The following is a 22,214-nucleotide window of genomic DNA, read 5'->3' on the forward strand; positions in this document are numbered from 1 at the left end:
CGCCCCGCTCCCGGGAGGATCAACGGACCCCGCCGGGAGCGCCGTCCGACGAGCTACTGGAGCTCGACGGTCCCGCCGGCCTCCTCGAGCTGGGCCTTGGCCTTCTCGGCCTCCTCCTTGCCCACGTTCTCGAGCACCGGCTTGGGAGCGTCGTCGACGACCGCCTTGGCCTCCTTCAGCCCCAGGCTCGTGAGGGCCCGGACCTCCTTGATGACCTGGATCTTCTTGTCGCCGCCGGCCGTGAGGACGACGGTGAACTCGTCCTTCTCGGCCTCGCCGCCGCCTGCGTCGCCGCCGGCCGCCGGAGCTGCCGCCATGGCGACCGGGGCGGCCGCGGTGACGTCGAACTCCTCCTCGAAGGCCTTGAGGAACTCGTTGAGTTCCAGGACGCTCATCTCCTTGAAGACCTCGAGAAGGTCCTCGGTCGAGAGCTTGGTCGCCATTGTCTATTCCTCCGTGCTGTCGTTGTCGTCGGTGTCGGTCTCTGATTCCGTGTCGGTCTCTGATTCCGTGTCGGCCTCGGGTGCCGCATCCTCGGTCGTGGCGCCCTCGCCGGCTGCCACCCTCTTGTCGACGAGCGCCTGCGTGAGCTGGGCCATCTCCCGCGGGAACGAGCCGAACAGGCCCGCCGCCTTCGTGAGCGGCGCCTTCATGGCGCCGGCCAACGTGGCGAGCAGGACATCGCGGGTCGGGAGCTTGGCGAGCGCCTTGATCTCGGCGGGCTCGAGCAGCTTGCCGTCGAGGAGGCCCCCCTTCACGACGAGGGCCTCGTGGTCGCCGGCGAAGTCGTCGATGGCCTTGGCCGCAGCCGCTGCGTCGCCCCGGACGAACGCGAAGGCCACAGGCCCTTCGAGGAGGTCGACGAGGTCGTCGCGCCCCGCCGCCTCCACGGCACGCCGGGCCAGGGAGTTCTTGAAGACCTTGTACTCGGTGGACGTGGGCCGAAGCGCCGCACGGAGCTCGGCGAGCTCGCCGACGCTCAGACCCCGGTACTCGGTGAGGACGGCCGCGTCGGAGTCGTCCAGCTTCTGCTGGATCTCCTCGACGACCGCAACCTTCTCGGGTCGGGCCATGGCCCTTCCTCTCGTACGGGACCGCCTCGGCGGCCTTCGGACATGAAAAGCGGGGTGCCGCGAACCGCGCAGCACCCCGGATGGCGGGCACCTCGTCCGGCCCGCCACTCGGGCGGATTACCTCGGGCTGCCGTGGGACTGCCCGAGACCGGAGGTCTGCGGCACTGATGGAATTGTGGAAACGAGGCGCTCAGCCTACCCGGCGTCGCCCTCCTCGGTCAGATCCCGGGCGTGGGCCGGGTCGACCCGCACTCCGGGGCCCATCGTGGACGACACCGACAGGGTCCGCAGGTAACGGCCCTTCGTGGAGGCGGGCCGGGCACGCATGATCTCCTCGAGAACGGCGTGGTAGTTCGCCGCCAGGTCGTCGACCCCGAAGCTGGCCTTGCCGATCGGGACGTGGACGTTGCCGTCACGGTCGGTGCGGTACTCGACCTTGCCGGCCTTGAACTCGCCCACAGCCTCGGCGATGTCGCCCGTGACGGTCCCGGTCTTGGGGTTCGGCATGAGGCCGCGGGGCCCGAGAACCCGCCCCAGCTTCCCGACCTTGCCCATGAGGTCGGGTGAGGCGATCGCCACGTCGAAGTCGACGAAGCCGCCCTCGACCTTCTCCACGAGGTCGTCGTCGCCCACGATGTCGGCGCCCGCTTCCTCGGCGGCCTTGGCGTTGTCGCCCGCGGCGAACACCGCCACCTTCACCTGCTTGCCGGTCCCCGACGGCAACGACACGGTGCCCCGGACCATCTGCTCGGCCTTGCGGGGGTCGACCCCCAGGCGGAACGTGGCCTCGACGGTCTCGTCGAAGTTCCTCGTGGCCAGCGACTTCACCAGCTCCAGCGCCTCGCGGGGCTCGTGGAGGTGCTCCCGGTCGTAGCGACGCGTAGCGTCGGTGTACTTCTTTCCCTTGCCCATCGTCTTCTCTACTTTCGCTCCAGGCCGGAGCCTGCTCCCTCGTGAATGACGGCCGCCGGGCGAGGTCCTCCCGGTCAGCCCTTGTGCTCCCATCCCACCATCTCTTCCCGAGATGGTGCGATTGTCGTGCCTATACGACGTTTAGTGCACCAACCTGGCGTCCTGTAGGGCGGGTACCACTAACCGACTGTGAGGCCCATGCTGCGGGCGGTGCCGGCCACCTGCTCCATCGCGCCCTCGATGTCGAGGGCGTTGAGGTCGGGCATCTTGATCTCGGCGATCTCGCGCACCTGGTCCGTCGACACCGAGCCGGCGGGCTCGCGGCCGGGGGCCTGCGACGCCTTGTCGAGCTTGGCCGCCTTCTTCAGGAGAACGGCCGTGGGCGGCGTCTTGGTGATGAAGTCGAACGTGCGGTCCTCGTAGATCGTGATCTCGGCGGGCACGACCGTGCCGCGCTGGTCCTGGGTCTTCTCGTTGTAGGCCTTGCAGAAGTCCATGATCGCGATGCCGTGGGGTCCCAACGCGGTACCCACGGGGGGCGCCGGGTTGGCCTCACCGGCCGCGATCTGGATCTTGACGACAGCAGCGACTTTCTTTGCCATCTCAATTGCTCCGTTCACTGCTCGGCGGGATACCCGCCTCGCGGGCGGTCACTCCGCCGCTAACTGTGGATGGATCTCACACCGGGTTGTCGCCCGGGCACTGTGCACTTCCTAGAGTTTTGCCACCTGGCCGAATTCGAGTTCGACGGGGGTCTCCCGGCCGAAGATGTTGACCAGCACCTTGAGCTTCGACTTGTCCATGTCGATCTCGCTGATCGCGCCGTTGAAGTCGGCGAACGGGCCGGCGGTGACCCGGACCTGTTCGCCCACGTCGAAACCGAAGCGCGGTCGGGCCTTGCGTTCCGGGCCGGTGCTGTCGGGTGTGACGCCCAGGATCGACTCGACCTCCTTGCGCGACAACGGCGTCGGCTTGGACCCGCTGCCGACGAAGCCGGTGACACCCGGCGTGTTGCGCACGACGTACCACGCGTCGTCGTCGAGGCGGCAGCGGACGAGGAGGTAGCCGGGGAACACCTTCTTCTTGACGGTGACCTTGCGGCCGTTCTTGTACTCGATGACCTCCTCGAGCGGGACGACCGTCTCGTAGATGCGCTCCTCGACGTTCATGGAGCGGACCCGGCTCTCGAGGTTCTGCTTCACCTTGTTCTCGTAGCCGGCGTAGGTGTGGACGACGTACCAGTCGCCCGGGCGGTCGTAGGGGCTCGGCTCGGAGGGCTCGGCGTCCTCGTCCTCGGTTTCCTCCGTGACGTCGATGAGCTCTGCGTCCTCGAGAGCCTCGGCCGGGACCTCGGCAGGAGCCTCGGGTGCCTCGTCGGCCGGCGTCTCCTCGACGGGGGTTTCTGGCGCCTCGGTGGCCGTCCCGACCGAGGCGAACGCCGCCTCGGCCTCCTCGGCGGTGGTGTCGTCGGGACGTGTGGGCTCGACCTGTGCCCATTCGGGAAGGGCCTCGGTGCGCTCACTCTCCTCGGAGACGCCGGTGTCGTCGGTGGGAGTGTCGTCGGTGGGGGTGTCGGCGGCCGCGGGCGCCTGATCACCCACGGAGGTGGGTTCTGGGGTCATGGTTCCTACTCGTAGAGCCAGAGGACGAACTTGGCGGACAACCAGTCGACGCCGAACACGAAGGCCGTCATGATGACGATGGCGATGAGCACGATGATCGTGGAGTTGACGACCTCGGCGCGGTCGGGCCACACGACCTTCTTGAGTTCGCTGCGAACCTCACCCAGGTACGCACGCGGCGACGTGCGCTCCTTCTTGGGCGCCGCAGCTGCTGCGGCGGCGCGGGAGCGCTTGTCCTTCTGCTCCTTCTTGTCGCCCTGCTTCTCCATGAGACGCCGGGTCTGACGGTTCTGGGCCACGCTGACTTCTTCGCCTTTTCGGACTCGTGTTCGACTTACTGGGTGCTGCGTTCAGCAGGGCAGGAGGGAATCGAACCCCCAACCGCCGGTTTTGGAGACCGGTGCTCTGCCTGATTGAGCTACTGCCCTTCGTACACCGGCACCGGCGCACAGAACTGACACGTCAGGTTAGCAGCGGCCTGAAGCGGGACTCGGAGCGGCTTCTCGTCCCGCAAGACTCTGAGCCAAGGCGAGGATCAGCGGCGCAGGTACCCTGCGCCGCCCGAGCCGGGGCCCGAGCGGCCTGGTGCCGGAGGCACCAAGAGCGGGAAGAGAAGCGGGCGAGGATCAGCTCGCCAGCGGATGTTGACGTCGGGAGCGGGCGATGAGGACGGCGGTGGCGGCGGCTCCCGCGGCGGCGAGGGTGCCGCCGATGGCGCCGGCGTAGGCCAGGCGTCGCCCGGTGAGCACGGAGCGAAGAGCGCGGCGCTCCCCCTCCACCTCGAGGGCGGTGAGGGTCCCGGCGAGGAGGCCCGGAGCAGGCTCGAGGTAGCGGGTGCGCAGCTGCCGCAGGCCCCGCAGCATGACCCGGTAGCGGGCCACCTCGGCCTGGCACCGCAGACACGACTCCACGTGGCGGCGCAGCGCGAAGTCGAGCGGCTCGGGTGTGTCGACGACCTCGGGCAGGATCCGGGCGACCTGCTCGCAGCTGGGAACGCCGGGGGCGGAAGTGGGCTCAGACGGCATCGGCCTGCCGGTCCTCGTCGGCGTCGAGGAGCTCACGGAGCCTCCTGCGGCCGCGGTGCAGTCGGACCTTCGCTGCCGTGACGGAGATGTCGAGCTCCTCGGCGATGTCGTCGTGGGTGAGGTCGTAGACGTCCTTCAGGACGACGACGGCGCGCAGCTTCGGGGGGAGCTCGTCGAGTGCGCCCGAGAGCGCCTCCATACCCGACCCCGCTTCCGCCACCACCTCGGGTTGGCGATCGGGATCGAGGTCGACGGGCTCTGCGAGGTCGTCGAGGTTGTCGGTGCGGGTCCGACGACGTCGGTCGAGGTGGTTCGACGCCGTGTTGGCCGTGATGCGGTACATCCAGGTGGAGAAGCGCGCGTCGCCGCGGAACTTCCTGATGCCCTTCCAGGCCCTGACGTAGGCCTCCTGGGTCACGTCCGCTGCGTCCTCCCCGTTCCCCATGAGCCGCATGGCCAGGGTGTACGTGTCGACATGGGTGCGGCGCACCAGTTCCTCGAAGGACGCCATGTCGCCCTCCCGGGCCGCCACGGCCAGTTCCTCGAGGCGCTCGACGTCGCGCGTCTCACCCATGTCCGACCTCCGGGGACACCGGAGGGTTACCGATCGGTAAGAGCACACCGCGAGCGGCTGCGACACCCGCCCGGGTGCCGCAGAACCCCATCTCTAGCGGGTTTCCTTGTGGAGTGTGTGGCGACGCTCCCAGCGGCAGTACTTCTTCATCTCGATCCGCTCGCGGTCGTTGACCTTGTTCTTCATGGTCGTGTAGTTCCGCCGCTTGCACTCGGTGCACTCGAGCGTCACCTCGACCCGCTTGTCGCTGGCCATCGCTGCTCCTCGGAACCTCTCGTTCCCTGCTCGATCCCTATTCGATGATCTTGGTGACGCGGCCGGATCCGACGGTGCGGCCACCTTCACGGATCGCGAACAAGAGACCTTCTTCCATCGCGATCGGGTTGATCAACTCGACGGTCATCTCGGTGTTGTCGCCCGGCATCACCATCTCGGTACCCTCAGGCAACTCGATCGAACCGGTGATATCCGTCGTACGGAAATAGAACTGCGGCCGGTAGTTACCGAAAAACGGTGTGTGGCGGCCACCCTCGTCCTTGGTCAACACATACACCTGCGCCTCGAACTTCGTGTGCGGCGTGATACTGCCCGGCTTGGCCAGCACCTGACCACGCTCCACGTCGTCTTTGCCCGTACCGCGCAACAACGCACCGATGTTGTCGCCCGCACGACCCTCATCGAGAAGCTTTCGGAACATCTCCACACCGGTCACCGTCGTGTTGGGCGTGTCCTTGATCCCGACGATCTCCACCTCGTCGTTCACATGCACCACCCCACGCTCCACACGACCCGTCACCACCGTGCCACGACCCGTGATCGTGAACACATCCTCGATCGGCATCAAGAACGGCTTGTCGACATCCCGAGTCGGCTCAGGAATGAACTCATCGACCTTGGCCATCAACTCCAAGACCTGCTCACCCGCCTCGGCGTCACCCTCCAGAGCCTTCAACGCAGACACCGCAACAATCGGAATGTCATCACCGGGAAAGTCGTACTCGGAAAGAAGCTCACGCACCTCGAGCTCCACCAACTCCATGATCTCAGGATCATCGACCATGTCGGCCTTGTTCAACGCCACCACCATCGACGGCACACCCACCTGACGGGCCAACAACACATGCTCACGGGTCTGGGGCATCGGCCCATCCGTGGCCGCCACCACCAGAATCGCACCATCCATCTGGGCAGCACCCGTGATCATGTTCTTCACATAATCCGCATGGCCCGGACAATCCACATGCGCATAGTGACGATTCTCCGTTTCGTACTCCACATGCGAAATCGAAATCGTGATCCCCCGCTCCTTTTCCTCAGGAGCCTTGTCGATCGCATCGAACGGCGAAAAATTCACCTCAGGATTCTGATCCGCCAACACCTTCGTGATCGCCGCCGTCAACGTCGTCTTCCCATGATCGATATGACCAATCGTCCCAATGTTCAAATGCGGCTTCGTCCGCTCGAACTTCTCCTTCGACATGGGATGTCTCCTGTGGCTCTCTCGTGACCCGGCCGCTGGGACCCGGTCGGGACTGTGGTGTCGGCCGTGCCTTGTCTTCTGCTGTGCGTTACCTGTGTGCTGTCGGTTGCCTGGTAGCGGAGGCGGGATTTGAACCCGCGACGCCGCGATTATGAGCCGCGTGCTCTCACCTGACTGAGCTACTCCGCCGTGGCCGGGGTCACCCCCGGCAGAGCCCCCTTACGGACTTGAACCGTAGACCTCTTCCTTACCATGGAAGCGCTCTGCCGACTGAGCTAAGGGGGCGGAGCCAGAAAGGATAGCAACGGGGGTGGGCCGATCATCCGGCCGAGCGACGGGTACCGTGCCGCCCATGACCGACGCCCGGATCCGACGTGCCCACCGCAGGGACGCCTCGGGGATCCTGGACATCCACAACGAGGTCGTGACCCGCTCCACGGCCATCTTCGACATCCTCCCCCGGACCCTCGAGGAGCAGGTGGCGTGGGTCGAGGAGCACTCGGGAGCCCACCCGGCCCTGGTCGCCGAGGAGGGTTCGGCCGGCGACGCCGAGAGCGAGGACACCGGGGGTGGCAACGCTGCGGGCGACATCGTGGGCTACGCCTCCCTCTCCCCCTTCCGGGCCCGGCCCGCCTACGCCCCGACCGTGGAGGATTCCGTCTACGTCCGCGAGGACCGCCAGGGCGCCGGCATCGGGCGTGCGCTGCTCGAGGAAATCCTCGTGCTGGCGACCGACGGCGGGTTCCACTCCGTGATCGCCCGCATCGCCGACCACAACGCCGGGTCGATCGCGCTCCACACCACCTGCGGCTTCGAGGTCGTGGGCGTGGAAAGGGAGGTCGGGCGCAAGTTCGGCCGATGGCTCGACGTCGTGGAGATGCAACGCCTGCTCTGAGAGTTCAGACGCCGGTGTGTTGCGTGGGCCGGGTTGGATTCGAACCAACGTAGCGTTGCCGCAACGGGTTTACAGCCCGTCCCCTTTGGCCACTCGGGTACCGACCCTGAGCGGCGTACGATACCAGCGGCGTGTTCCGGTACAGACCTGGGAGAGAGGATCCGATGGCGAGTTTCGACGTGGTGTCCGAGGTCGACATGGCCGAGGTCACGAACGCAGTCGACCAGGCCGGACGTGAGGTGTCGACGCGCTTCGACTTCAAGAACACCGGCACCCGCCTCGAGTTCAACGAGAAGGAGCGCACGATCGAGCTCAACTCGTCGACCGAGGACCGCCTCGCGGCCCTGCGCCAGGTGCTCGAGGAGAAGTTCGCGAAGCGCAAGGTGTCGCTCAAGGCCGTGAGCTACGGGAAGGTCGAGGAAGCGGCCAAGGGAACGGCCCGTCAGGTCGTCACGCTCAACGTCGGGATCGACCAGCCCAAGGGCAAGGAGATCGGCAAGCACATCAAGGGAATGGGCCTCAAAGGCGTACAGCACCAGATCCAGGGCGACCAGCTACGGGTCACCTCGAAGAAGCGCGACACGCTCCAGGAGGTCATCGCGGAGCTCAAGAAGTCCGACTTCGGGATCCCTCTCCAGTTCGTGAACTTCCGGGACTAGATTCCCCCGACGTGACCACCGCCGTCGCTTCACCACCCCACGCCGGCGGAGGAGAGGGCGCGGCTCCGGGCCCGCCGACCGTCGTGTCGGCACCGGCACCGCCGAGCACCCGGTTCTCGTGGATCCACAACCCCGCACTCGACATCGCTCTGGCACTGGCGTGGATACCCTTCGCGCTGGCGGCGTGGGCGCTGCTCGACAACCGCGTGGCGCTGAACGCCCTCCTCGCAGGTGTGTTCCTGCTGTCGTTCTCGCACCAGCCGCTCACCCTGGCCTTCGTCTACGGCGACCCGGCGCAGTTCCGCCTCAAGCGGGCGATCTTCACCTGGGCGCCGTTCTGCTTCATCGTGGCGGCGCTCATCGGCCGCAACATCTCGCTCGCGCTCGTCGCCGTGGTGGCGGGCCTGTGGAACGCCGAGCACACGCTCATGCAGCGCTACGGCGTCACCCGCATCTACGGGCGCAAGGCCGGCGACACCCACGGCATGCTCGAGAAGCTGATGCTCATCAGCTGGCTCGTGCTCGCGCTCGTGTGGGTGGCCGCCGACTCACGGACCGGCGGGTTCCTGCAGCGCCTCGACCTGGGTGCCACCAACGCCGACGGCGTGGAGATCCTCCGGACGCTGCGCCCGTGGGCGCAGTGGCTGCTCGTTCCCACCATCGCCACCGTCCTGGCTCTGACCGTGGCGTGGCTGCGTGTCGAGTGGCAGCGTCGGGAGACGGCGAACCGGGCCAAGTACGTGTACGTCGGCTCCACGGCTGCGCTCTTCGTCGTGATGCTCATCAACCCGATCCTGGGGATCATGGGCTACGTGGCCGCGCACGCCATCGAGTACTTCGCCATCGTCAACCAGACCCTCGGGAAGCGCTACATGGCTCAGCCCGGAGGCGGCGCGCTCGGGCGTGCGGTGCGCCTCCCGCTCGGGCGCCCGCTCTTCTACATCACCTACATCGGGATCATCGCGGCGATCGTGTTCTCCCTGAAATGGCACGGCGACCCGACGATGTACGCCGTGGTGTACCTGACCCTCGGCGGCATGCACGTCTTCTACGACGGCTTCATCTGGAAGCTGCGCCGTCCCGAGGTCGCCGGTAGCGTCGGGGCCACCGCCTGAGCCCGTGGGCATCTTCAGCCGTCACGGCTCTCTCGGGCTCGCTCCCGCGTCGGTGCGCGACTACCGGGAGCTGGCCCGAAAGCGGCTGCCCCGCCAGCTCTTCGACTACATCGAGGGCGGCGCCTACGAGGAGTCCACGATGGCCGCCAACCTGGCGGACCTGCGCGAGATCCGGCTCCGCCAACGTGTGCTGCGCGACGTGTCGGACAGGGACCTCTCCACCACGGTGCTCGGCGAGGACCTCGCTCTCCCCGTCGTTCTGGCGCCTGTGGGCCTCGCCGGCATGTTCGCCCGGAGAGCGGAGGTCCAGGCCGCCCGTGCGGCCGCCGACGCCGGTGTCCCCTTCTGCGAGTCGACCGTGTCGATCTGCTCGATCGAGGAGGTCGCCGCCGCCACCGAGCGGCCCTTCTGGTACCAGCTCTACGTGATGCGTGACCGCAGCTACGCCGAGGACCTCATGGCCCGGGCGCAGGCGGTGGGGTGCCGGGTGCTCGTGCTCACCGTCGACCTGGCCGTGGTGGGTGCCCGCTACCGCGACGTCCGCAACGGTGTGGCCGGTGCGCTCCCGGCGTCGAAGAAGGCCCTTCGGGGTCTCGACTTCGCCCGCCACCCGGGATGGGTGCGCGACGTCGCTCTCGGCGGGAAGCCGCTCACGTTCGGCAACCTCGAGAAGGCCGTGCCCGACGCCTCGACGCCCGACGAGTTCAAGGCCTGGGTCGACAGCCAGTTCGACCCGGGCGTGACGTGGGACGACCTCGCCTGGGTGCGCGAGCACTGGTCCGGGAAGGTCGTGCTCAAGGGGATCCTCGATCCCGACGACGCCCGCCAGGCGGTCGAGCACGGAGCGGACGCCATCGTCGTGTCGAACCACGGGGGTCGTCAGCTCGACGACGTGCCGTCCACCGTCACGGCGCTCCCGCCGGTCGTCGACGCCGTCGGCGGTCGCACCGAGATCCTCGTCGACGGCGGGATCCGCAGCGGCCTCGATGTCGTGAAGGCGCTGGCGCTCGGGGCGCGGGCCTGCCTCGTGGGGCGCCCGTGGGCCTACGCCGTGGCCGCCCGGGGAGAGAAGGGCATCGCCCACGTGCTGCGGATCCTGCGCGACGAGATGGAGGTGGCCCTCGGGCTCACCGGCGTCACCGACGTCGCCGACCTCGACGAGTCGGCCCTCGTCGCCGGTCCGGACCGCGGAGCCGACTGACCACTCCTTTCGAGAGTTATCAGATATGATAACTCCATGGCAGGGCGGAGCGACACTCTCCAACGGGTCCTCGCCTCGGCGGCACGGCTCCAGGAGGCCGTCCCCGACGCCGTGCTCGTGGGCGGTTCGGCCGCCGCGCTCCACGCCGGGCACCGGGACTCCTTCGACCACGACCACGTCCTGGCCGACCTCGTGGACCGCTACGACGCTGTACTCGAGGCCGTCGAGGCGACCGAGGGGTGGGCGACCTCGGTCCGTGCGTCGCGTCCGCCGTTCACGATCATGGGGAGCCTCGGAGGGGTGGAGGCGGGCCTCCGGCAGATGCGTCGGACGCGCCCGCTCGAGACCTGCGAGGTGGATGTGGGCGACGGCAACGCCGTCGTCGCACCGACGCCGCCCGAGGCACTCCGTGTCAAGGCGTACCTCGTCGTACAGCGCAACGTCGTGCGCGACTACCTCGACGTCGTGGCGCTGGCGGATCATCTCGGTGAAGACGCCGCCGTGGAGGTGCTCGCCGGGATCGACGACTACTACACCGACCGCTCGGGAGAGCCCGCGTCGGTTCTCACATCCCTCGTCTCGTCGCTGGCCGACCCACAACCGCGGGATCCCGAGGTCACCGACGAGCTCCCCCGCTACAAGGGCCTCGACGAGCGTTGGCACCGGTGGGAGGACGTCGTGGAGGCCTGTCGTCGACTCGCGCTGCGTCTCGGTGGAGCCGTCTGATGCCCGTCCGGTTCCGGAACGTCGACGCGTCGCCCGACGACGACGTGGGTACGTGGCCCTACGAGGCACTCGTCACCGTGATCGACCGCGGTCTTGTTCCCGACTGGCAACCGATTCTCGCCGAGATCCGCCGCTCGCCCTGGGGTCCCGTCGCGCGCCGTGTGGAGCGGTACCTGTCCTACCGCGACCCCGACGGTGTCGGGACATTCTTCGAGCTCGCGATCGACCGTGCTCGAGCCGACGCCGACGATGCCGCCCGCGCGGAGGTCGCCACACGAGTACGTGACGCCGTCGCACGGTCGGGCCTCACCAGTGCGCAGTTCGCGCAACTCGTCGGCACGAGCGCCTCGCGGCTCAGCACCTACTCGAGCGGGACGGTCACCCCGTCGGCCGCGATGCTCGTACGGATCGAGGAGGCCCGCAGCTGACCCGCACCATGGCGGTCTGCCGAAGACGGAGAGCCCCGACATGCAGGTCCCCCGACACCCGTCGGGTCAGGTGCTGGGGCCGGGTGCGACCTATGCGTGGTGGGTCCGGTCGGTGAGGCGGGCGACGCGGTCCTCGGTGGGCGGGTGCGTGCGGAACAGGTTCGAGAAGCGCACCTGGCGTCCCGTGAACGGGTTGATGATGTAGGCGCTGGCCTGCTCGGGCGCCACCTGCATCGGCGTCTGCTTGGCGTAGGCCTCGATCTTCTGGAGGGCGCGGGCCAGCGCGTCGCCCGAGCCGATGAGCTCGGCGCCCGACCGGTCGGCCTCGAACTCGCGGGAGCGTGACAGCGCCATCTGGAGGAGGATGGCTGCGAGGGGTGCGAGGATCGCCATGGCGAGCAGCCCGAAGGGGTTGTCGCGGTCGCGCCCGCCGGCGAACATCGCCCCCCACATGATCATCCGGGCGATGAACGTGATGCCCATGGCCACCGCTGCGGCCACGGACCCGATGAGGATGTCGCGGTTGGCGACGTGGCTCATCTCGTGGGCGAGAACAGCCCGCAGCTCCTCCTCGTCGAGGACCTGGAGGATGCCGGCGGTCACGGCCACGGCGGCGTGCTGCGGGTTGCGCCCGGTGGCGAAGGCGTTGGGCTGCTGGTTGGGTGAGATGTAGACCTTGGGCATCGGCATGTCGGCGCGCATCGCCAGCTCCTCGACGATGGCGTAGAGCCGTGGCTGCTCCTCGCGGGTGACGGGCACGGCCCGGGCGCTCTTGATGGCCAGCGTGTCGGAGAACCAGTAGGAGCCCCCGACGAACACGAGGCCGATCCCGAGGCCGATGGCGGCACCGGTGGCGCCCCAGATCGAGCCGACCCCGATCATGAGCCCACCGAGGGCGGCGAGCAGGACGAAGGTCTTCAGCGTGTTGCGGTTGAACATGGCAGCGTCTCGTCGTGTCTCCGGGCGCCCGTGGGGGGCCGCGTCTCTTCTCCTGACAACGCCTCCAGGCTGCCCGACGTTCCCCTGCCACCTCGAAAGTGGGCGCACGACTAGTGCGTCACTGAGGTCCGCATGGCGGACCTCAGTGACGCACTACATCAGCCCGTGAAGGTGGGCTGTGCGGCCACAGGCGCCGGCGCGGGAGCGGCCGACGGCTCGGGTTCCGGCTCGGGAGCGGGTGGCGCAGGCGGTGGTGGCGAAGCCGTCACCGTGTAGGCCACCTCGAGAGGTGGTCCCTGGTCGTCGAGGCAGTCGGCACGCAAGATGATGTCGCCGGGCTGTGCGGACGCCGGAACCTGGATCTTGCCGTCGAAGGCGGTCGTGCCACCGGGAACCGTGAGGGTCGTCGAAGCGATCACCTTGCCGTTCTGGAGCAGGTCGACCGCGACGTCCTGAACGGCGGTGGCGCAGGTACCCGAGATCGCGATCTCCGTGCCCACCGGACCTGATGCAGGGTCGATGTCGAGTGTCGGTACGTCGGCTGCACCTCCGGGTACCACCAACGCGACGACGAGTCCCGCCGTCGCCAGGGAACCCACCAGCGCTCTGCGGATTCCTCGATGCCAACGCGCTGTCCTCACGGGTTGCTCCTCTCGCCGGGTCCACCTTCGATGACCGGGTGGCACGGGAAATGCGGGACCTGTCTCTAGCACGTCTATCGCCACACGTGCAGATCCATCGGTAACAGGTGAGTAACAACCGCGGTACCGGTACCGGACGCTCAGTCGTAGTAGCCGGAGTGGATGTAGACGCACGGGACGCCCTCGCCCCGGAACATCTCGACGTTGCGGCGGTCGTCCTCGAAGGCGAGGCGCAGGTCGAAGCCGTAGCGGCGCAGGTCCGAGACGCTGGCCCGCTTGTAGTCGCGGGCCACCTCGTAGTCGCCCCACGACCGCATCACGAGCAGGTCCCAGCGCACGTCGTAGCGGTGCAGCCAGGCCTCCGTGAGCGGATGGACCCGAAACGGGCGTGCGGTGAGGAGCACGACGTGGAGGCCGGGGTCGAGGTGCTCGATCAGGACCCGCGTCTCGTCGATGACCTCGTCCTCGCCGCAGGCGTCGAAGAACGAGTGCCAGTCGCGTCGGGGTGACTCGAGGTAGTGCTGGCGGCTGGCGGCGTCGGAGAGCACACCGTCGATGTCGACGACGGCGGCGGGACCCGGCTCCACGGGACGGTCGCGCCAGGTCCAGTGGTCGGGCACCCACACGCCGCTCACCGGCGGCTCACTCCTCGTCGTCTCCGGCGGCCGCGAGGTAGCGCGCCTTGATGCCCTCCACGACACCCGGATCGGCGAGCGTGGTGGTGTCGCCGAGGGCGTCGTCTTCCGCCACGTTCTTGAGGAGCCGCCGCATGATCTTGCCCGAGCGCGTCTTGGGGAGGTCCTCGGTGAACAGGATCGACGTCGGCCGGGCGATCGGCCCGATCGTCTTGCCGACGTGGGCCTTCAACTCTCCGACCAGATCCGTGGACGGCTCGGTCCCGGACCGGAGGATCACGAAAGCACTGATGGCCTGCGTGGTCTGTGGATCGGCGACGCCCACAACCGCCGCTTCGGCCACGCGGTGATCGTCGACGAGCGCGCTCTCCACCTCGGTGGTGGAGATGTTGTGGCCCGACACGAGCATGATGTCGTCGACGCGACCCAGCAGCCAGTAGTACCCGTCCTCGTCACGCTTGGCGCCGTCGCCGGCGAAGTACGTGCCCGGGAAACGTGACCAGTAGGTCTCCTGGTAACGCTCGGGGTCCCCCCAGATGCCTCGCAGCATCGCCGGCCACGGCGTGGTGAGCACGAGGTAGCCCCCTCCGGGGACGGGCACGGGGTTGCCGTCGTCGTCGACCACGTCGGCGCCGACCCCGGGGAGCGGGAACGTGGCGCTACCCGGCTTGAGGACGGTCTCACCCGGCAGCGGCGAGATCATGATGGCACCCGTCTCGGTCTGCCACCACGTGTCGACGACGGGGCAGTTCCCGCCGCCGATGTGCTTCCAGTACCAGACCCACGCCTCGGGGTTGATGGGCTCCCCCACCGTTCCGAGCAGCCGCAACGACGACATGTCGTGGGCCTCGGGGAGGTCGGCGCCCCACTTCATGAACGTGCGGATGGCCGTCGGTGCGATGTAGAGGATCGTGACGCCGTAGCGCTCGACGATCGCCCAGAGCCGGTCCTTGCCGGGATGGTCGGGGGTCCCCTCGTACATGACGCTGGTGGCCCCGTTCGCCAACGGGCCGTACACGATGTAGCTGTGCCCGGTGACCCAGCCGCAGTCGGCGGCGCACCAGTAGACGTCGTCGTCGGGGTGGAGGTCGAACACGTAGCGGTGGGTGTAGGCGACCTGGGTCATGTAGCCGCCGGTCGTGTGCATGATGCCCTTGGGCTTCCCGGTGGTACCGCTGGTGTAGAGCAGGTAGAGGAGGTCCTCGGCGTCCATCACCTCGGGCTCGCAGGTGGTCGACTGACCGGGCACGACGTCGTGCCACCACACGTCGCGGCCCTCCACCATGTCCACGTCGTTCCCGGTCCGCTTCAGGACGAGACAGTGCCGGACCGACGGGGTGTCGGGTAGCGCCAGGTCGATCTGTTCCTTGAGGTCGACGACCTTGCCGCGCCGCCAGGATCCGTCGCCGGTGATCACGACCGTCGCCTCTGCATCGTTGATGCGGTCGCGAAGCGAGTCCTGGGAGAATCCCCCGAACACGACCGAGTGCGCTGCGCCGATGCGCGCGCACGCCAGCATGGCGACGGGAAGCTCGGGGACCATGCCCATGTAGATCGCCACACGGTCTCCGCGTTCGACTCCGAGCTCCCTCAGGGCGTTGGCCGTGCGGCACACCTCATCGAGCAGCTCGGAGTAGGTGATCGTCCGGGTGTCGCCGGGCTCACCCTCCCAGTGGTAGGCGACCTTGTCGCCCTTTCCGGCGGCGACGTGCCGGTCCAGGCAGTTGACCGAGGCGTTGAGCTTCCCGCCCACGAACCATTTCGCGAACGGGAGGTCCCACTCGAGAACCGTGTCCCAGGGCCTCTCCCACTGGAGCGCTTCGGCCTGCTCGGCCCAGAACCCCTCGAGGTCGGCGTCGGCCTGCTTCCGCAGGGCGTCGTCGGTGACCAGGGCGTCGGCGACGAAGTCGTCGGGGGGCGGGAAGGTACGGCCCTCGGTGAGCAGTCCCTCGATGGCCTCGGACATGGTGTTCCTCCGTGCTCGCCGTGTGCGTCGTACGCGAGTGCATCGCCTGTCGGATCGCCGTGTGGAATCTACCCGGAGCGCGCCGCCCGGCCGAAGGCCCCGGGTGTGGTGGCCACGAGCACGGTGTGCGCACCGAGGCCGGGATCCGCAGTGAGCGCCGCGGCCTCCGTGGCGCGGCTCCGTCCCGCCAGGGCCTCGAGGTCGCCGCGGTGAGCTCCCTCGGCCCAGATTTGCTCCCCGTCGGCCACGAGGTCGGGCAGCCCGAGGGCGGTGAGCCAGTCGGTCTGGGTGGTGGCCGTGACCACCGACATGCCGGACGACTCGATGCTCTCCCGGAGGTACTCCAGCGGGAGATCGACGGTGATGTCGGTCGTGCCGGGTGATTTCAACGGCGCCGCTGCCCGTTGGTGACTCCGGTAGGTGCGCAGCCAGCCGTCGGGCCCGCGCTCGAGCAGTTCGCGCACCGGCACTGCGTAGTCGAGCAGGGCCACGATCCCGCGGTCGAGCACATGGGTGGCCTCCGCGAGCCACGTCGCAGCCGCCCGCGGCACGGGGAGACGACTCCCGGCGGGTGCGCTCTCTCCTGCGAGTACCGCATCAGCGGCGCGGGCGAGATCAGGCGCAGCGGCAACCGGAACCTCCACGAGAGTGCCCTCGGCCACGGCGCCCACCCGCACCTCCTGCCATCCGCTGTCGGTGCGTTCCACGATGTCGACGGGGATGTTGTCGAGGAGCTCGTTGGCGAGAACCACGCCGGTGAGTGGCCCGGCGGGCAGGTCGGGGAGCGATGTGAGGATCGGTCCCTGCCGGGGAGCCGGCTCCGGCGTGTCCCACTCGTCGACGACCTGCGAACCGAGGACGTCGCCGGCGGGTTCGATCCGCAGTGCCCCGGCCTGCGCCGCACGCGCGGCCTCGGAAACCTCGACCAGCACATACCGAAGCGCTGGGCCGCACGCCGGTTCCGCCCGCAGCACGTCGCGGGCGAGCCGTCCGTCACCCGCCCCCGCCTCGACCAGGAAGAACGGGTCGGGCTCACCCATCCCGGACCACCACATGTCGAGCGCACGGGCCACGAGGATGCCGAAGAGGCTGCCGGTCTGCGGGCTCGTCAGGAAGTCGCCGTCGCTGCGTCCGGGCCCCTGCCCACGGCTGAAGAAGCCCCCGGGCCCGTAGAGGGCCGCCTCCATGAACTCGGAGAAGGCGATCGGACCGTCGCGCCGGATCCTGGCCGTCAGGCTCTCGACGACCGACCCACCCACGGAGCGGTGCTCAGCCGACCGAGGCGGCGAACTCGCCGAGCTTGGCGAACAGCTGCGGGTACACACCGACGACGATCGTGGCCGCGGCGGTGACGAACACCGCTGCGTTGAGTGCCGGTGTCATGCGCACGCGTTCCTGCCCCTCTTCGGGCTCGTCGAGGATCATCGTGCGCGAGACGTTGGCGTAGTAGAAGAACGCGATCACCGAGTTGACGGCCGCGACGACACCGAGCACGACCGCGGCGGGTGTTGCGGCATCCAGCACCGAGCGGAACATGACGAACTTGGCGAACCAGCCGGCCAGCGGCGGAATACCGGCGAGAGAGAACAGGAACAGCGAAAAGGTGACGGCCAGCGCGGGTGACGACTGGACGAGCCCCCGGTAGCTCGCGATCTCGGCCGAACCCGTCCGTCGCGCGATGGCGATCACGCACGCGAACGCGCCGAGGTTCATGGCGCCGTAGATGAGCAGGTAGATCACGACGGCCTCGAACGAGGACGTGACGGCCGTGCCCGAACCGTCGGGTGCGACCGCGAACGGCACCAGCATGAAGCCACCCTGGGCGATCGCCGAGTAGGCGAGCATCCGCACCACGTTGGTCTGGCGCAGCGCCACGAGGTTCCCGAGTGTCATCGAGGCCGCGGCGAGGACCCACAGCACGGGCTGCCACGCCTCGGGCTGCCCGAAGAAGCCGGCGTAGATCAACGTGAGCATCGCCACGAAGCCGCCCGCCTTGGAGGCAACCGAGAGGAACGCCGTGACCGGTGTGGGTGATCCCTCGTAGACATCCGGTGCCCAGAAGTGGAAGGGCACAGCGGAGACCTTGAAGGCGAACCCGACGAGGGTCATGAAGATGCCGACGAGCAGGAGCGGCTTCACGCCGTCGGCCGCCACGGTGGTGCTGATGTCGGACAGCAGGGTGGAACCGCTGAAGCCGAACACGAACGACATGCCGTAGAGCATCACCGCCGACGACAGCACACCGAACAGGAAGAACTTCAGGCCCGCTTCGTTGGACTTCGGGTCGTGCTTGCGCCAGGCGGCCAGCGCGAAGGTCGGAAGCGAGACGGTCTCGAGCGCCACGAAGATGGTGACGAGGTCGCGCGCCGACGCAATGACGAGAAGCCCGAGTGTGGAGGTGAGCAACAGGAAGTAGAACTCACCCTCGTAGTACTCACCGTCGCCGATGTAGTCGAAGCTCATGAGCAGCGTGACCCACGCGACCACGAGGAAGAAGCCCTTCATCACCAGAGCGAAGTCGTCCACGACGTACGCGCCGCCGAAGAGCACGCGGTCTGTGCCGTCGACGGCGAGCGTGATCACCGGGATGAGGGCCGCGAGGACCCCCACGGAGGCAATGCGGGACGTGAGACCCCGCTCGTGCTCGTCGACGAAGAGGTCGACGACGAGAACCACGAGGATCACACCGGTGAGGATCAGCTCCGGTGCGAGCGCGTGGAAGTCGACGTGCGGGGTCACCGGCTAACCCCCGAACGCCTTGGTGGCGAGCTGCACGGCGTCGTCGGAGACACCGAAGATGAGATCGGGATAGACGCCGAGCACCACGATGAACACGAGGATCGGTGCCCAGGCGATCCACTCCGACACGTGGACGTCGTGGATGTGCCTGTCCTCGAACTCGGGTTTCACCGTGCCCATGGCGACCCGCTGGAGGAGCCAGAGCAGGTAGCCCGCGGCGAGCACGGTGCCGATCGCGGCGACGACCATGTAGCTGCGGAACGTCTCGAGGGGCAGTGCGTTCGCGGGGTTGTAGGCCGACAGGATGGCGGGGAACTCGCCCCAGAACCCGGCGAGGCCCGGCAGGCCGAGCGAGGCCATGGCGAGGAATCCCAGGATCCACCCCAGCTTGGGTGTGTCACCGAGCACGCCGCCGAGACGCGACATCTCACGGGTGCCGTAGCGCTCCCCGATGCTTCCGGCCACGAAGAAGAGCATGCCGGTGATGAGCCCGTGGGCGACCATGCCGAACACCGCCGCGCTGACACCGATGCTGGTGAGCGTCGCGATGCCGAGCATCACGAAGCCCATGTGGGCCACCGACGAGAAGGCGATGAGCCGTTTCATGTCGCGTTGCGCCAGGCAGCCGAGCGCACCGTAGATGATGCCGATGACGGCCAGGAGCCCGATCCACGGCGCCCAGTCGACGGCTGCGTCGGGCAGTACGGGAAGGGCGATGCGCACGAACCCGTAAGTGCCGAGCTTCAGGAGCACGGCGGCCAGGAGCACGGAGCCGACCGTGGGCGCCTCGGTGTGGGCGTCGGGAAGCCACGTGTGGAACGGGAACATCGGCACCTTGATGGCGAAGCCGAGGAACAGCCCGGCGAAGATCAGGTTCTGCGTGGTCCCGACGATGCCGGCACCGCCCAGCTCGGCGAGTTCCGGGATGTCGAAGGTGCCCGTCTGCCAGAAGATGGCCAGGAAGCCCAGCAGCATGAACGCCGAGCCGAACATCGTGAACAGGAAGAACTTGATGGCCGCGTAGCTGCGGTTGGGCCCGCCCCACACGCCGATCATGAAGTACATCGGCAACAGGACGATCTCGAAGAACACGAAGAAGAGGATGAGGTCCTGGGCGACGAAGGTGCCGATCATGCCGGTCTCGAGGAGCAGGACCAGCGCCAGGAACGCCTTGGGCGTGTGCGGCTTCGGGAAGTGGTTCCACGAGTAGACGACACAGGCGACGGTGATGAAGGCGGTCATCACGAGCAGCGGCAGCGAGATGCCGTCGATCCCGACGTGGTAGCGACTGGAGATCACGTCGATCCACGGCTTGTTGACCTCGAACTGGAGCCCGCCCCCGGCGTCGTAGTCGAAGCTCGCCACGATGGCGATCGACACGCCGAAGGTGGCCACCGTGGCCACGAGTGCCACGACCTTGACCAGGTACTCGTCGGTGCGTGGGATCAGCAGCAGCACGGCCAGTCCGACGATCGGAATGAACGTGACGAGTGTGAGTGCCCAGGAGTCGAACCAGTTCATCGTTTCCCTCAGTTGGCGAGTACGAGGGCGAGGCTCAGCACGCCCACCGCTGCGAACAGGATCAGTGCGTACCGCTGCACACGGCCCGACTGGATGTAGCGGAGCAGGCCGCCCGTCTCGTCGGTCGTGCGGGCGATCTCGTTCACCGTGCCGTCGACGACCTTCTGGTCGATGATGTCGTAGGTGAAGCGGCCGACACCCCGTGCCCCGGTGCCCATGGCGTTGACGACGCCGTCGATGACGTTCTGGTTGAACCAGTAGGCGGCACGGGCGATGGGCCCCTTGGTGGCGCCCACCACCCCGTCGGTGTAGAGGTGGTCGAGGTAGTACTTGTTCTCGAGGAACGTGTAGCCCGCCCGCGCGGCACCACTGCGCTCGGTGAGCCCTCGCGGCCCGAGGCCGTACCAGTAGTAGGCGACCCCGACCCCCACACCTGCGAGCGCCACGAGCATCGAGAAGGCCGCGAGACCGACCGAGAACTCGGGCACGATCACCTCCGGGAACGCCGAGGTGGGCTCGACCCAGTCGGTGAACTTGTGGATGTCGAAGGCCGTGGCGTTGAGCAAGCCGGCGAACACCGCGCCGCCCGCCAGGATCCACAGCGGGATCGTGATGGCACGTCCCGACTCGTGGGGGTGCTCGCTGCCCCGGTACTCCCCGAAGAACGTGAGGTACACGCAGCGGGTCATGTAGGCGGCGGTCATGAAGGCGCCGATGAGCCCGACGACGAGGAACAGGTCGTAGTCGGCCTTCCCGGCGGTGTTGATGATCTCGTCCTTCGACCAGAATCCTGCGAGCGGGAAGAACCCGGCGAGGGCGAACGACGAGATGATGAACGTCCAGAAGGTCTCGGGCATGTACTTGCGCAGGCCGCCCATCCGGCGCATGTCGAAGGTGTGAACGGCGTGGCTCACCGACCCGGAGCCGAGGAAGAGGTCGGCCTTGAAGAAGGCGTGGGTGAACAGGTGGAACACGGCGGCGAGCCAGGCTCCGACCCCGAGCGCCATGACCATGTAGCCGATCTGGCTGATGGTGGAGTACGCCAGCACCTTCTTGATGTCGGTCTGGACGAAGGCGAGCGCGGCTCCGATGATCACCGTGATGCCGCCGATGAGCGCCATCGGGTTGAGGCCGCCGTCGGCGATGTGGAAGCCCTCCCAGAACACGGGGTAGAGGCGCGCCCCGAGGAACACGCCGGCCACCACCATCGTGGCTGCGTGGATGAGAGCCGACACCGGCGTGGGACCGGCCATGGCGTCGGGCAGCCACGTGTGGAGGGGGAACTGACCCGACTTGCCGATGATCCCGATGAGGAGGGCGACCGAGGCGGCCGTGAGCACCGTCTGGCTCATCTCGTGGTTGAGGGCCATCTCGTTGATGGTCTGGACGTCGAAGGTGCCGCCGGCGCCGAAGAACAGGATGATGATCCCGATGATGAGGCCCACGTCGCCCGTGCGGGTGGTGAGGAACGCCTTGAGTGCGGCGTCGGAGTTGGCGCCCTCCTCCCACCAGTGGCCGATGAGCATGAACGAGCAGAGCCCGACGAGCTCCCAGCCGATGAGCATCTGGAGGGTGTTGCTCGAGATGACCAGCGTGAGCATGGAGGCCGTGAAGAGGCTGAGCGCCGCGAAGAAGTACGTGTAGCGGCGGTCGCCCTCCATGTAGCTCGTGGAGTAGATGTGCACGAGCAGCGACACGGTCGTGACGACGATGAGCATCATCACGGCGAGGCCGTCGATCATCGTGCCCGCGGTGACGTCGATCCCGCCGAGGGTGAACCACGAGACCGTGGAGATCACCGGGTCGACGACCGTGTGGCCGGCCTCGTCGGCGAAGCGGAACGCCTGACCGAAGCTGCCGAGAGCGTGCCCACCGCCGCCTTCGGCGCCCTCGACCCTGTCGATCCACTGGACTGCCGCGACGACCGACAGCACGAACGACGTGGCGAGCGCGGCGATGCCGATCTCGGAGCCGCCCTTAGGCATCTTCTTGCCGAAGAGGAGGATCAGAACGAACGACACGGCCGGAATGGCGGCGATGATCCAGGCGTAGCTCAGCATCCC

24 protein-coding genes and 4 tRNA genes are annotated in these 22,214 nt (G+C 67.9%); 6 read left to right on the forward strand and 22 right to left on the reverse strand.

The features are described from left to right. Window positions 1-53 precede the first annotated feature (53 nt). The 13 genes from rplL to R3A49_10260 all read right to left on the reverse strand — a co-directional run bounded on the left by rplL (window position 54) and on the right by R3A49_10260 (window position 6,971). Window positions 54-443, reverse strand: a complete 390-nt coding sequence (gene rplL, locus R3A49_10200; GenBank protein MEZ5171103.1) for a 50S ribosomal protein L7/L12 — start codon at window positions 441-443, stop codon at window positions 54-56. 3 nt (window positions 444-446) lie between these two features. After that, window positions 447-1,073, reverse strand: a complete 627-nt coding sequence (rplJ, locus tag R3A49_10205; GenBank protein ID MEZ5171104.1) for a 50S ribosomal protein L10 — start codon at window positions 1,071-1,073, stop codon at window positions 447-449. Window positions 1,074-1,268: 195 nt separating this feature from the next. Further along, a complete protein-coding gene (gene rplA, locus R3A49_10210; GenBank protein MEZ5171105.1) occupies window positions 1,269-1,985 on the reverse strand; it encodes a 50S ribosomal protein L1 in 717 nt (238 codons plus the stop codon). A 179-nt stretch (window positions 1,986-2,164) separates the two neighbouring features. Continuing rightward, window positions 2,165-2,593 carry a 50S ribosomal protein L11 gene (gene rplK / locus R3A49_10215; GenBank protein ID MEZ5171106.1) on the reverse strand — a complete coding sequence of 143 codons (429 nt, stop codon included), beginning with the start codon at window positions 2,591-2,593 and terminating at the stop codon, window positions 2,165-2,167. A gap of 105 nt (window positions 2,594-2,698) precedes the next feature. Further along, entirely contained in the window at window positions 2,699-3,607 is a 909-nt protein-coding gene (gene nusG, locus R3A49_10220) for a transcription termination/antitermination protein NusG (GenBank protein MEZ5171107.1), read from the reverse strand. Between the two features lie 5 nt (window positions 3,608-3,612). Next, a complete protein-coding gene (secE, locus tag R3A49_10225) occupies window positions 3,613-3,906 on the reverse strand; it encodes a preprotein translocase subunit SecE (protein ID MEZ5171108.1) in 294 nt (97 codons plus the stop codon). Between the two features lie 55 nt (window positions 3,907-3,961). Further along, a tRNA-Trp gene (locus tag R3A49_10230) sits at window positions 3,962-4,035 on the reverse strand. 198 nt (window positions 4,036-4,233) lie between these two features. Beyond that, on the reverse strand, window positions 4,234-4,632 hold the full coding sequence (locus tag R3A49_10235; protein ID MEZ5171109.1) for a hypothetical protein: 399 nt from the start codon (window positions 4,630-4,632) through the stop codon (window positions 4,234-4,236). Further along, window positions 4,622-5,206 carry an RNA polymerase sigma factor gene (locus tag R3A49_10240; protein MEZ5171110.1) on the reverse strand — a complete coding sequence of 195 codons (585 nt, stop codon included), beginning with the start codon at window positions 5,204-5,206 and terminating at the stop codon, window positions 4,622-4,624. Before R3A49_10240 ends, R3A49_10235 begins: the two co-directional genes overlap by 11 nt. Before the next feature lie 93 nt (window positions 5,207-5,299). Then, window positions 5,300-5,461 carry a 50S ribosomal protein L33 gene (gene rpmG / locus R3A49_10245; protein ID MEZ5171111.1) on the reverse strand — a complete coding sequence of 54 codons (162 nt, stop codon included), beginning with the start codon at window positions 5,459-5,461 and terminating at the stop codon, window positions 5,300-5,302. A 37-nt stretch (window positions 5,462-5,498) separates the two neighbouring features. Next, window positions 5,499-6,686 carry an elongation factor Tu gene (tuf, locus tag R3A49_10250; protein ID MEZ5171112.1) on the reverse strand — a complete coding sequence of 396 codons (1,188 nt, stop codon included), beginning with the start codon at window positions 6,684-6,686 and terminating at the stop codon, window positions 5,499-5,501. Window positions 6,687-6,797: 111 nt separating this feature from the next. Next, window positions 6,798-6,875, reverse strand: a tRNA-Met gene (locus R3A49_10255). Between the two features lie 23 nt (window positions 6,876-6,898). After that, window positions 6,899-6,971: transfer RNA gene (locus tag R3A49_10260), tRNA-Thr, on the reverse strand. Window positions 6,972-7,038: 67 nt separating this feature from the next. Between R3A49_10260 and R3A49_10265 the strand changes: the two genes are divergently transcribed. Continuing rightward, the gene (locus R3A49_10265) at window positions 7,039-7,581 is read left to right on the forward strand and encodes an N-acetyltransferase family protein (protein MEZ5171113.1); all 543 of its coding nucleotides are present in this window, start codon (window positions 7,039-7,041) and stop codon (window positions 7,579-7,581) included. A gap of 24 nt (window positions 7,582-7,605) precedes the next feature. On the opposite strand, the gene R3A49_10270 is transcribed toward R3A49_10265, so the two are convergent. After that, window positions 7,606-7,688 (reverse strand) — tRNA-Tyr (locus R3A49_10270). A 57-nt stretch (window positions 7,689-7,745) separates the two neighbouring features. On the opposite strand from R3A49_10270, the gene R3A49_10275 reads away from it, so the two are divergent. Genes R3A49_10275 through R3A49_10295 form a run of 5 tightly spaced genes read left to right on the forward strand, consistent with a single transcriptional unit; the run spans window position 7,746 to window position 11,710 of the window. Continuing rightward, window positions 7,746-8,240: a YajQ family cyclic di-GMP-binding protein gene (locus R3A49_10275; protein MEZ5171114.1), complete on the forward strand. Its 495-nt coding sequence runs from the start codon at window positions 7,746-7,748 to the stop codon at window positions 8,238-8,240. 11 nt (window positions 8,241-8,251) lie between these two features. Then, window positions 8,252-9,355 carry a hypothetical protein gene (locus tag R3A49_10280; protein ID MEZ5171115.1) on the forward strand — a complete coding sequence of 368 codons (1,104 nt, stop codon included), beginning with the start codon at window positions 8,252-8,254 and terminating at the stop codon, window positions 9,353-9,355. Window positions 9,356-9,365: 10 nt separating this feature from the next. Further along, complete coding sequence (locus R3A49_10285) at window positions 9,366-10,556, forward strand: L-lactate dehydrogenase (GenBank protein MEZ5171116.1); 1,191 nt, start codon at window positions 9,366-9,368, stop codon at window positions 10,554-10,556. A gap of 36 nt (window positions 10,557-10,592) precedes the next feature. After that, window positions 10,593-11,282, forward strand: coding sequence for a hypothetical protein (locus tag R3A49_10290; protein MEZ5171117.1), 690 nt, complete (start codon window positions 10,593-10,595; stop codon window positions 11,280-11,282). Further along, a complete protein-coding gene (locus R3A49_10295) occupies window positions 11,282-11,710 on the forward strand; it encodes a helix-turn-helix transcriptional regulator (GenBank protein ID MEZ5171118.1) in 429 nt (142 codons plus the stop codon). The genes R3A49_10290 and R3A49_10295 overlap by 1 nt, the downstream gene beginning before the upstream one ends. A 90-nt stretch (window positions 11,711-11,800) precedes the next feature. Here the strand turns inward: R3A49_10295 and R3A49_10300 are convergent, their stop codons facing one another. From R3A49_10300 to nuoL, 8 genes are all read right to left on the reverse strand, one after another. Further along, entirely contained in the window at window positions 11,801-12,649 is an 849-nt protein-coding gene (locus R3A49_10300; GenBank protein ID MEZ5171119.1) for a zinc metalloprotease HtpX, read from the reverse strand. A gap of 158 nt (window positions 12,650-12,807) precedes the next feature. Continuing rightward, the gene (locus R3A49_10305) at window positions 12,808-13,290 is read right to left on the reverse strand and encodes a hypothetical protein (protein ID MEZ5171120.1); all 483 of its coding nucleotides are present in this window, start codon (window positions 13,288-13,290) and stop codon (window positions 12,808-12,810) included. A 140-nt stretch (window positions 13,291-13,430) separates the two neighbouring features. After that, on the reverse strand, window positions 13,431-13,925 hold the full coding sequence (locus R3A49_10310) for a hypothetical protein (protein ID MEZ5171121.1): 495 nt from the start codon (window positions 13,923-13,925) through the stop codon (window positions 13,431-13,433). 7 nt (window positions 13,926-13,932) lie between these two features. Then, entirely contained in the window at window positions 13,933-15,891 is a 1,959-nt protein-coding gene (acs, locus tag R3A49_10315; GenBank protein ID MEZ5171122.1) for an acetate--CoA ligase, read from the reverse strand. 68 nt (window positions 15,892-15,959) lie between these two features. Next, window positions 15,960-17,150, reverse strand: coding sequence for an SAM-dependent methyltransferase (locus R3A49_10320; protein ID MEZ5171123.1), 1,191 nt, complete (start codon window positions 17,148-17,150; stop codon window positions 15,960-15,962). Between the two features lie 10 nt (window positions 17,151-17,160). Then, entirely contained in the window at window positions 17,161-18,630 is a 1,470-nt protein-coding gene (locus tag R3A49_10325; GenBank protein ID MEZ5171124.1) for an NADH-quinone oxidoreductase subunit N, read from the reverse strand. 3 nt (window positions 18,631-18,633) lie between these two features. Beyond that, entirely contained in the window at window positions 18,634-20,151 is a 1,518-nt protein-coding gene (locus R3A49_10330; protein ID MEZ5171125.1) for an NADH-quinone oxidoreductase subunit M, read from the reverse strand. Between the two features lie 8 nt (window positions 20,152-20,159). Then, window positions 20,160-22,211 (reverse strand): NADH-quinone oxidoreductase subunit L, encoded by a 2,052-nt coding sequence (gene nuoL, locus R3A49_10335; GenBank protein ID MEZ5171126.1) that lies wholly within the window; start codon window positions 22,209-22,211, stop codon window positions 20,160-20,162. Window positions 22,212-22,214: the final 3 nt, after the last annotated feature.

The sequence above is a fragment of the Acidimicrobiia bacterium genome (assembly GCA_041394025.1).
Taxonomy (GTDB): domain Bacteria; phylum Actinomycetota; class Acidimicrobiia; order IMCC26256; family JAOSJL01; genus JAOSJL01.

Bases quoted from the DNA above. Each gene is read 5' to 3' on its own strand.
- R3A49_10330 (MEZ5171125.1), bottom strand. From the start codon at position 20,151: ATGAACTGGTTCGACTCCTGGGCACTCACACTCGTCACGTTCATTCCG.
- rplJ (MEZ5171104.1), bottom strand. From the start codon at position 1,073: ATGGCCCGACCCGAGAAGGTTGCGGTCGTCGAGGAGATCCAGCAGAAG.
- tuf (MEZ5171112.1), bottom strand. From the start codon at position 6,686: ATGTCGAAGGAGAAGTTCGAGCGGACGAAGCCGCATTTGAACATTGGG.
- R3A49_10235 (MEZ5171109.1), bottom strand. From the start codon at position 4,632: ATGCCGTCTGAGCCCACTTCCGCCCCCGGCGTTCCCAGCTGCGAGCAG.
- R3A49_10300 (MEZ5171119.1), bottom strand. From the start codon at position 12,649: ATGTTCAACCGCAACACGCTGAAGACCTTCGTCCTGCTCGCCGCCCTC.
- rplA (MEZ5171105.1), bottom strand. From the start codon at position 1,985: ATGGGCAAGGGAAAGAAGTACACCGACGCTACGCGTCGCTACGACCGG.
- acs (MEZ5171122.1), bottom strand. From the start codon at position 15,891: ATGTCCGAGGCCATCGAGGGACTGCTCACCGAGGGCCGTACCTTCCCG.
- R3A49_10240 (MEZ5171110.1), bottom strand. From the start codon at position 5,206: ATGGGTGAGACGCGCGACGTCGAGCGCCTCGAGGAACTGGCCGTGGCG.
- rpmG (MEZ5171111.1), bottom strand. From the start codon at position 5,461: ATGGCCAGCGACAAGCGGGTCGAGGTGACGCTCGAGTGCACCGAGTGC.
- R3A49_10265 (MEZ5171113.1), top strand. From the start codon at position 7,039: ATGACCGACGCCCGGATCCGACGTGCCCACCGCAGGGACGCCTCGGGG.
- nusG (MEZ5171107.1), bottom strand. From the start codon at position 3,607: ATGACCCCAGAACCCACCTCCGTGGGTGATCAGGCGCCCGCGGCCGCC.
- R3A49_10290 (MEZ5171117.1), top strand. From the start codon at position 10,593: ATGGCAGGGCGGAGCGACACTCTCCAACGGGTCCTCGCCTCGGCGGCA.
- nuoL (MEZ5171126.1), bottom strand. From the start codon at position 22,211: ATGCTGAGCTACGCCTGGATCATCGCCGCCATTCCGGCCGTGTCGTTC.
- R3A49_10275 (MEZ5171114.1), top strand. From the start codon at position 7,746: ATGGCGAGTTTCGACGTGGTGTCCGAGGTCGACATGGCCGAGGTCACG.
- R3A49_10295 (MEZ5171118.1), top strand. From the start codon at position 11,282: ATGCCCGTCCGGTTCCGGAACGTCGACGCGTCGCCCGACGACGACGTG.
- rplL (MEZ5171103.1), bottom strand. From the start codon at position 443: ATGGCGACCAAGCTCTCGACCGAGGACCTTCTCGAGGTCTTCAAGGAG.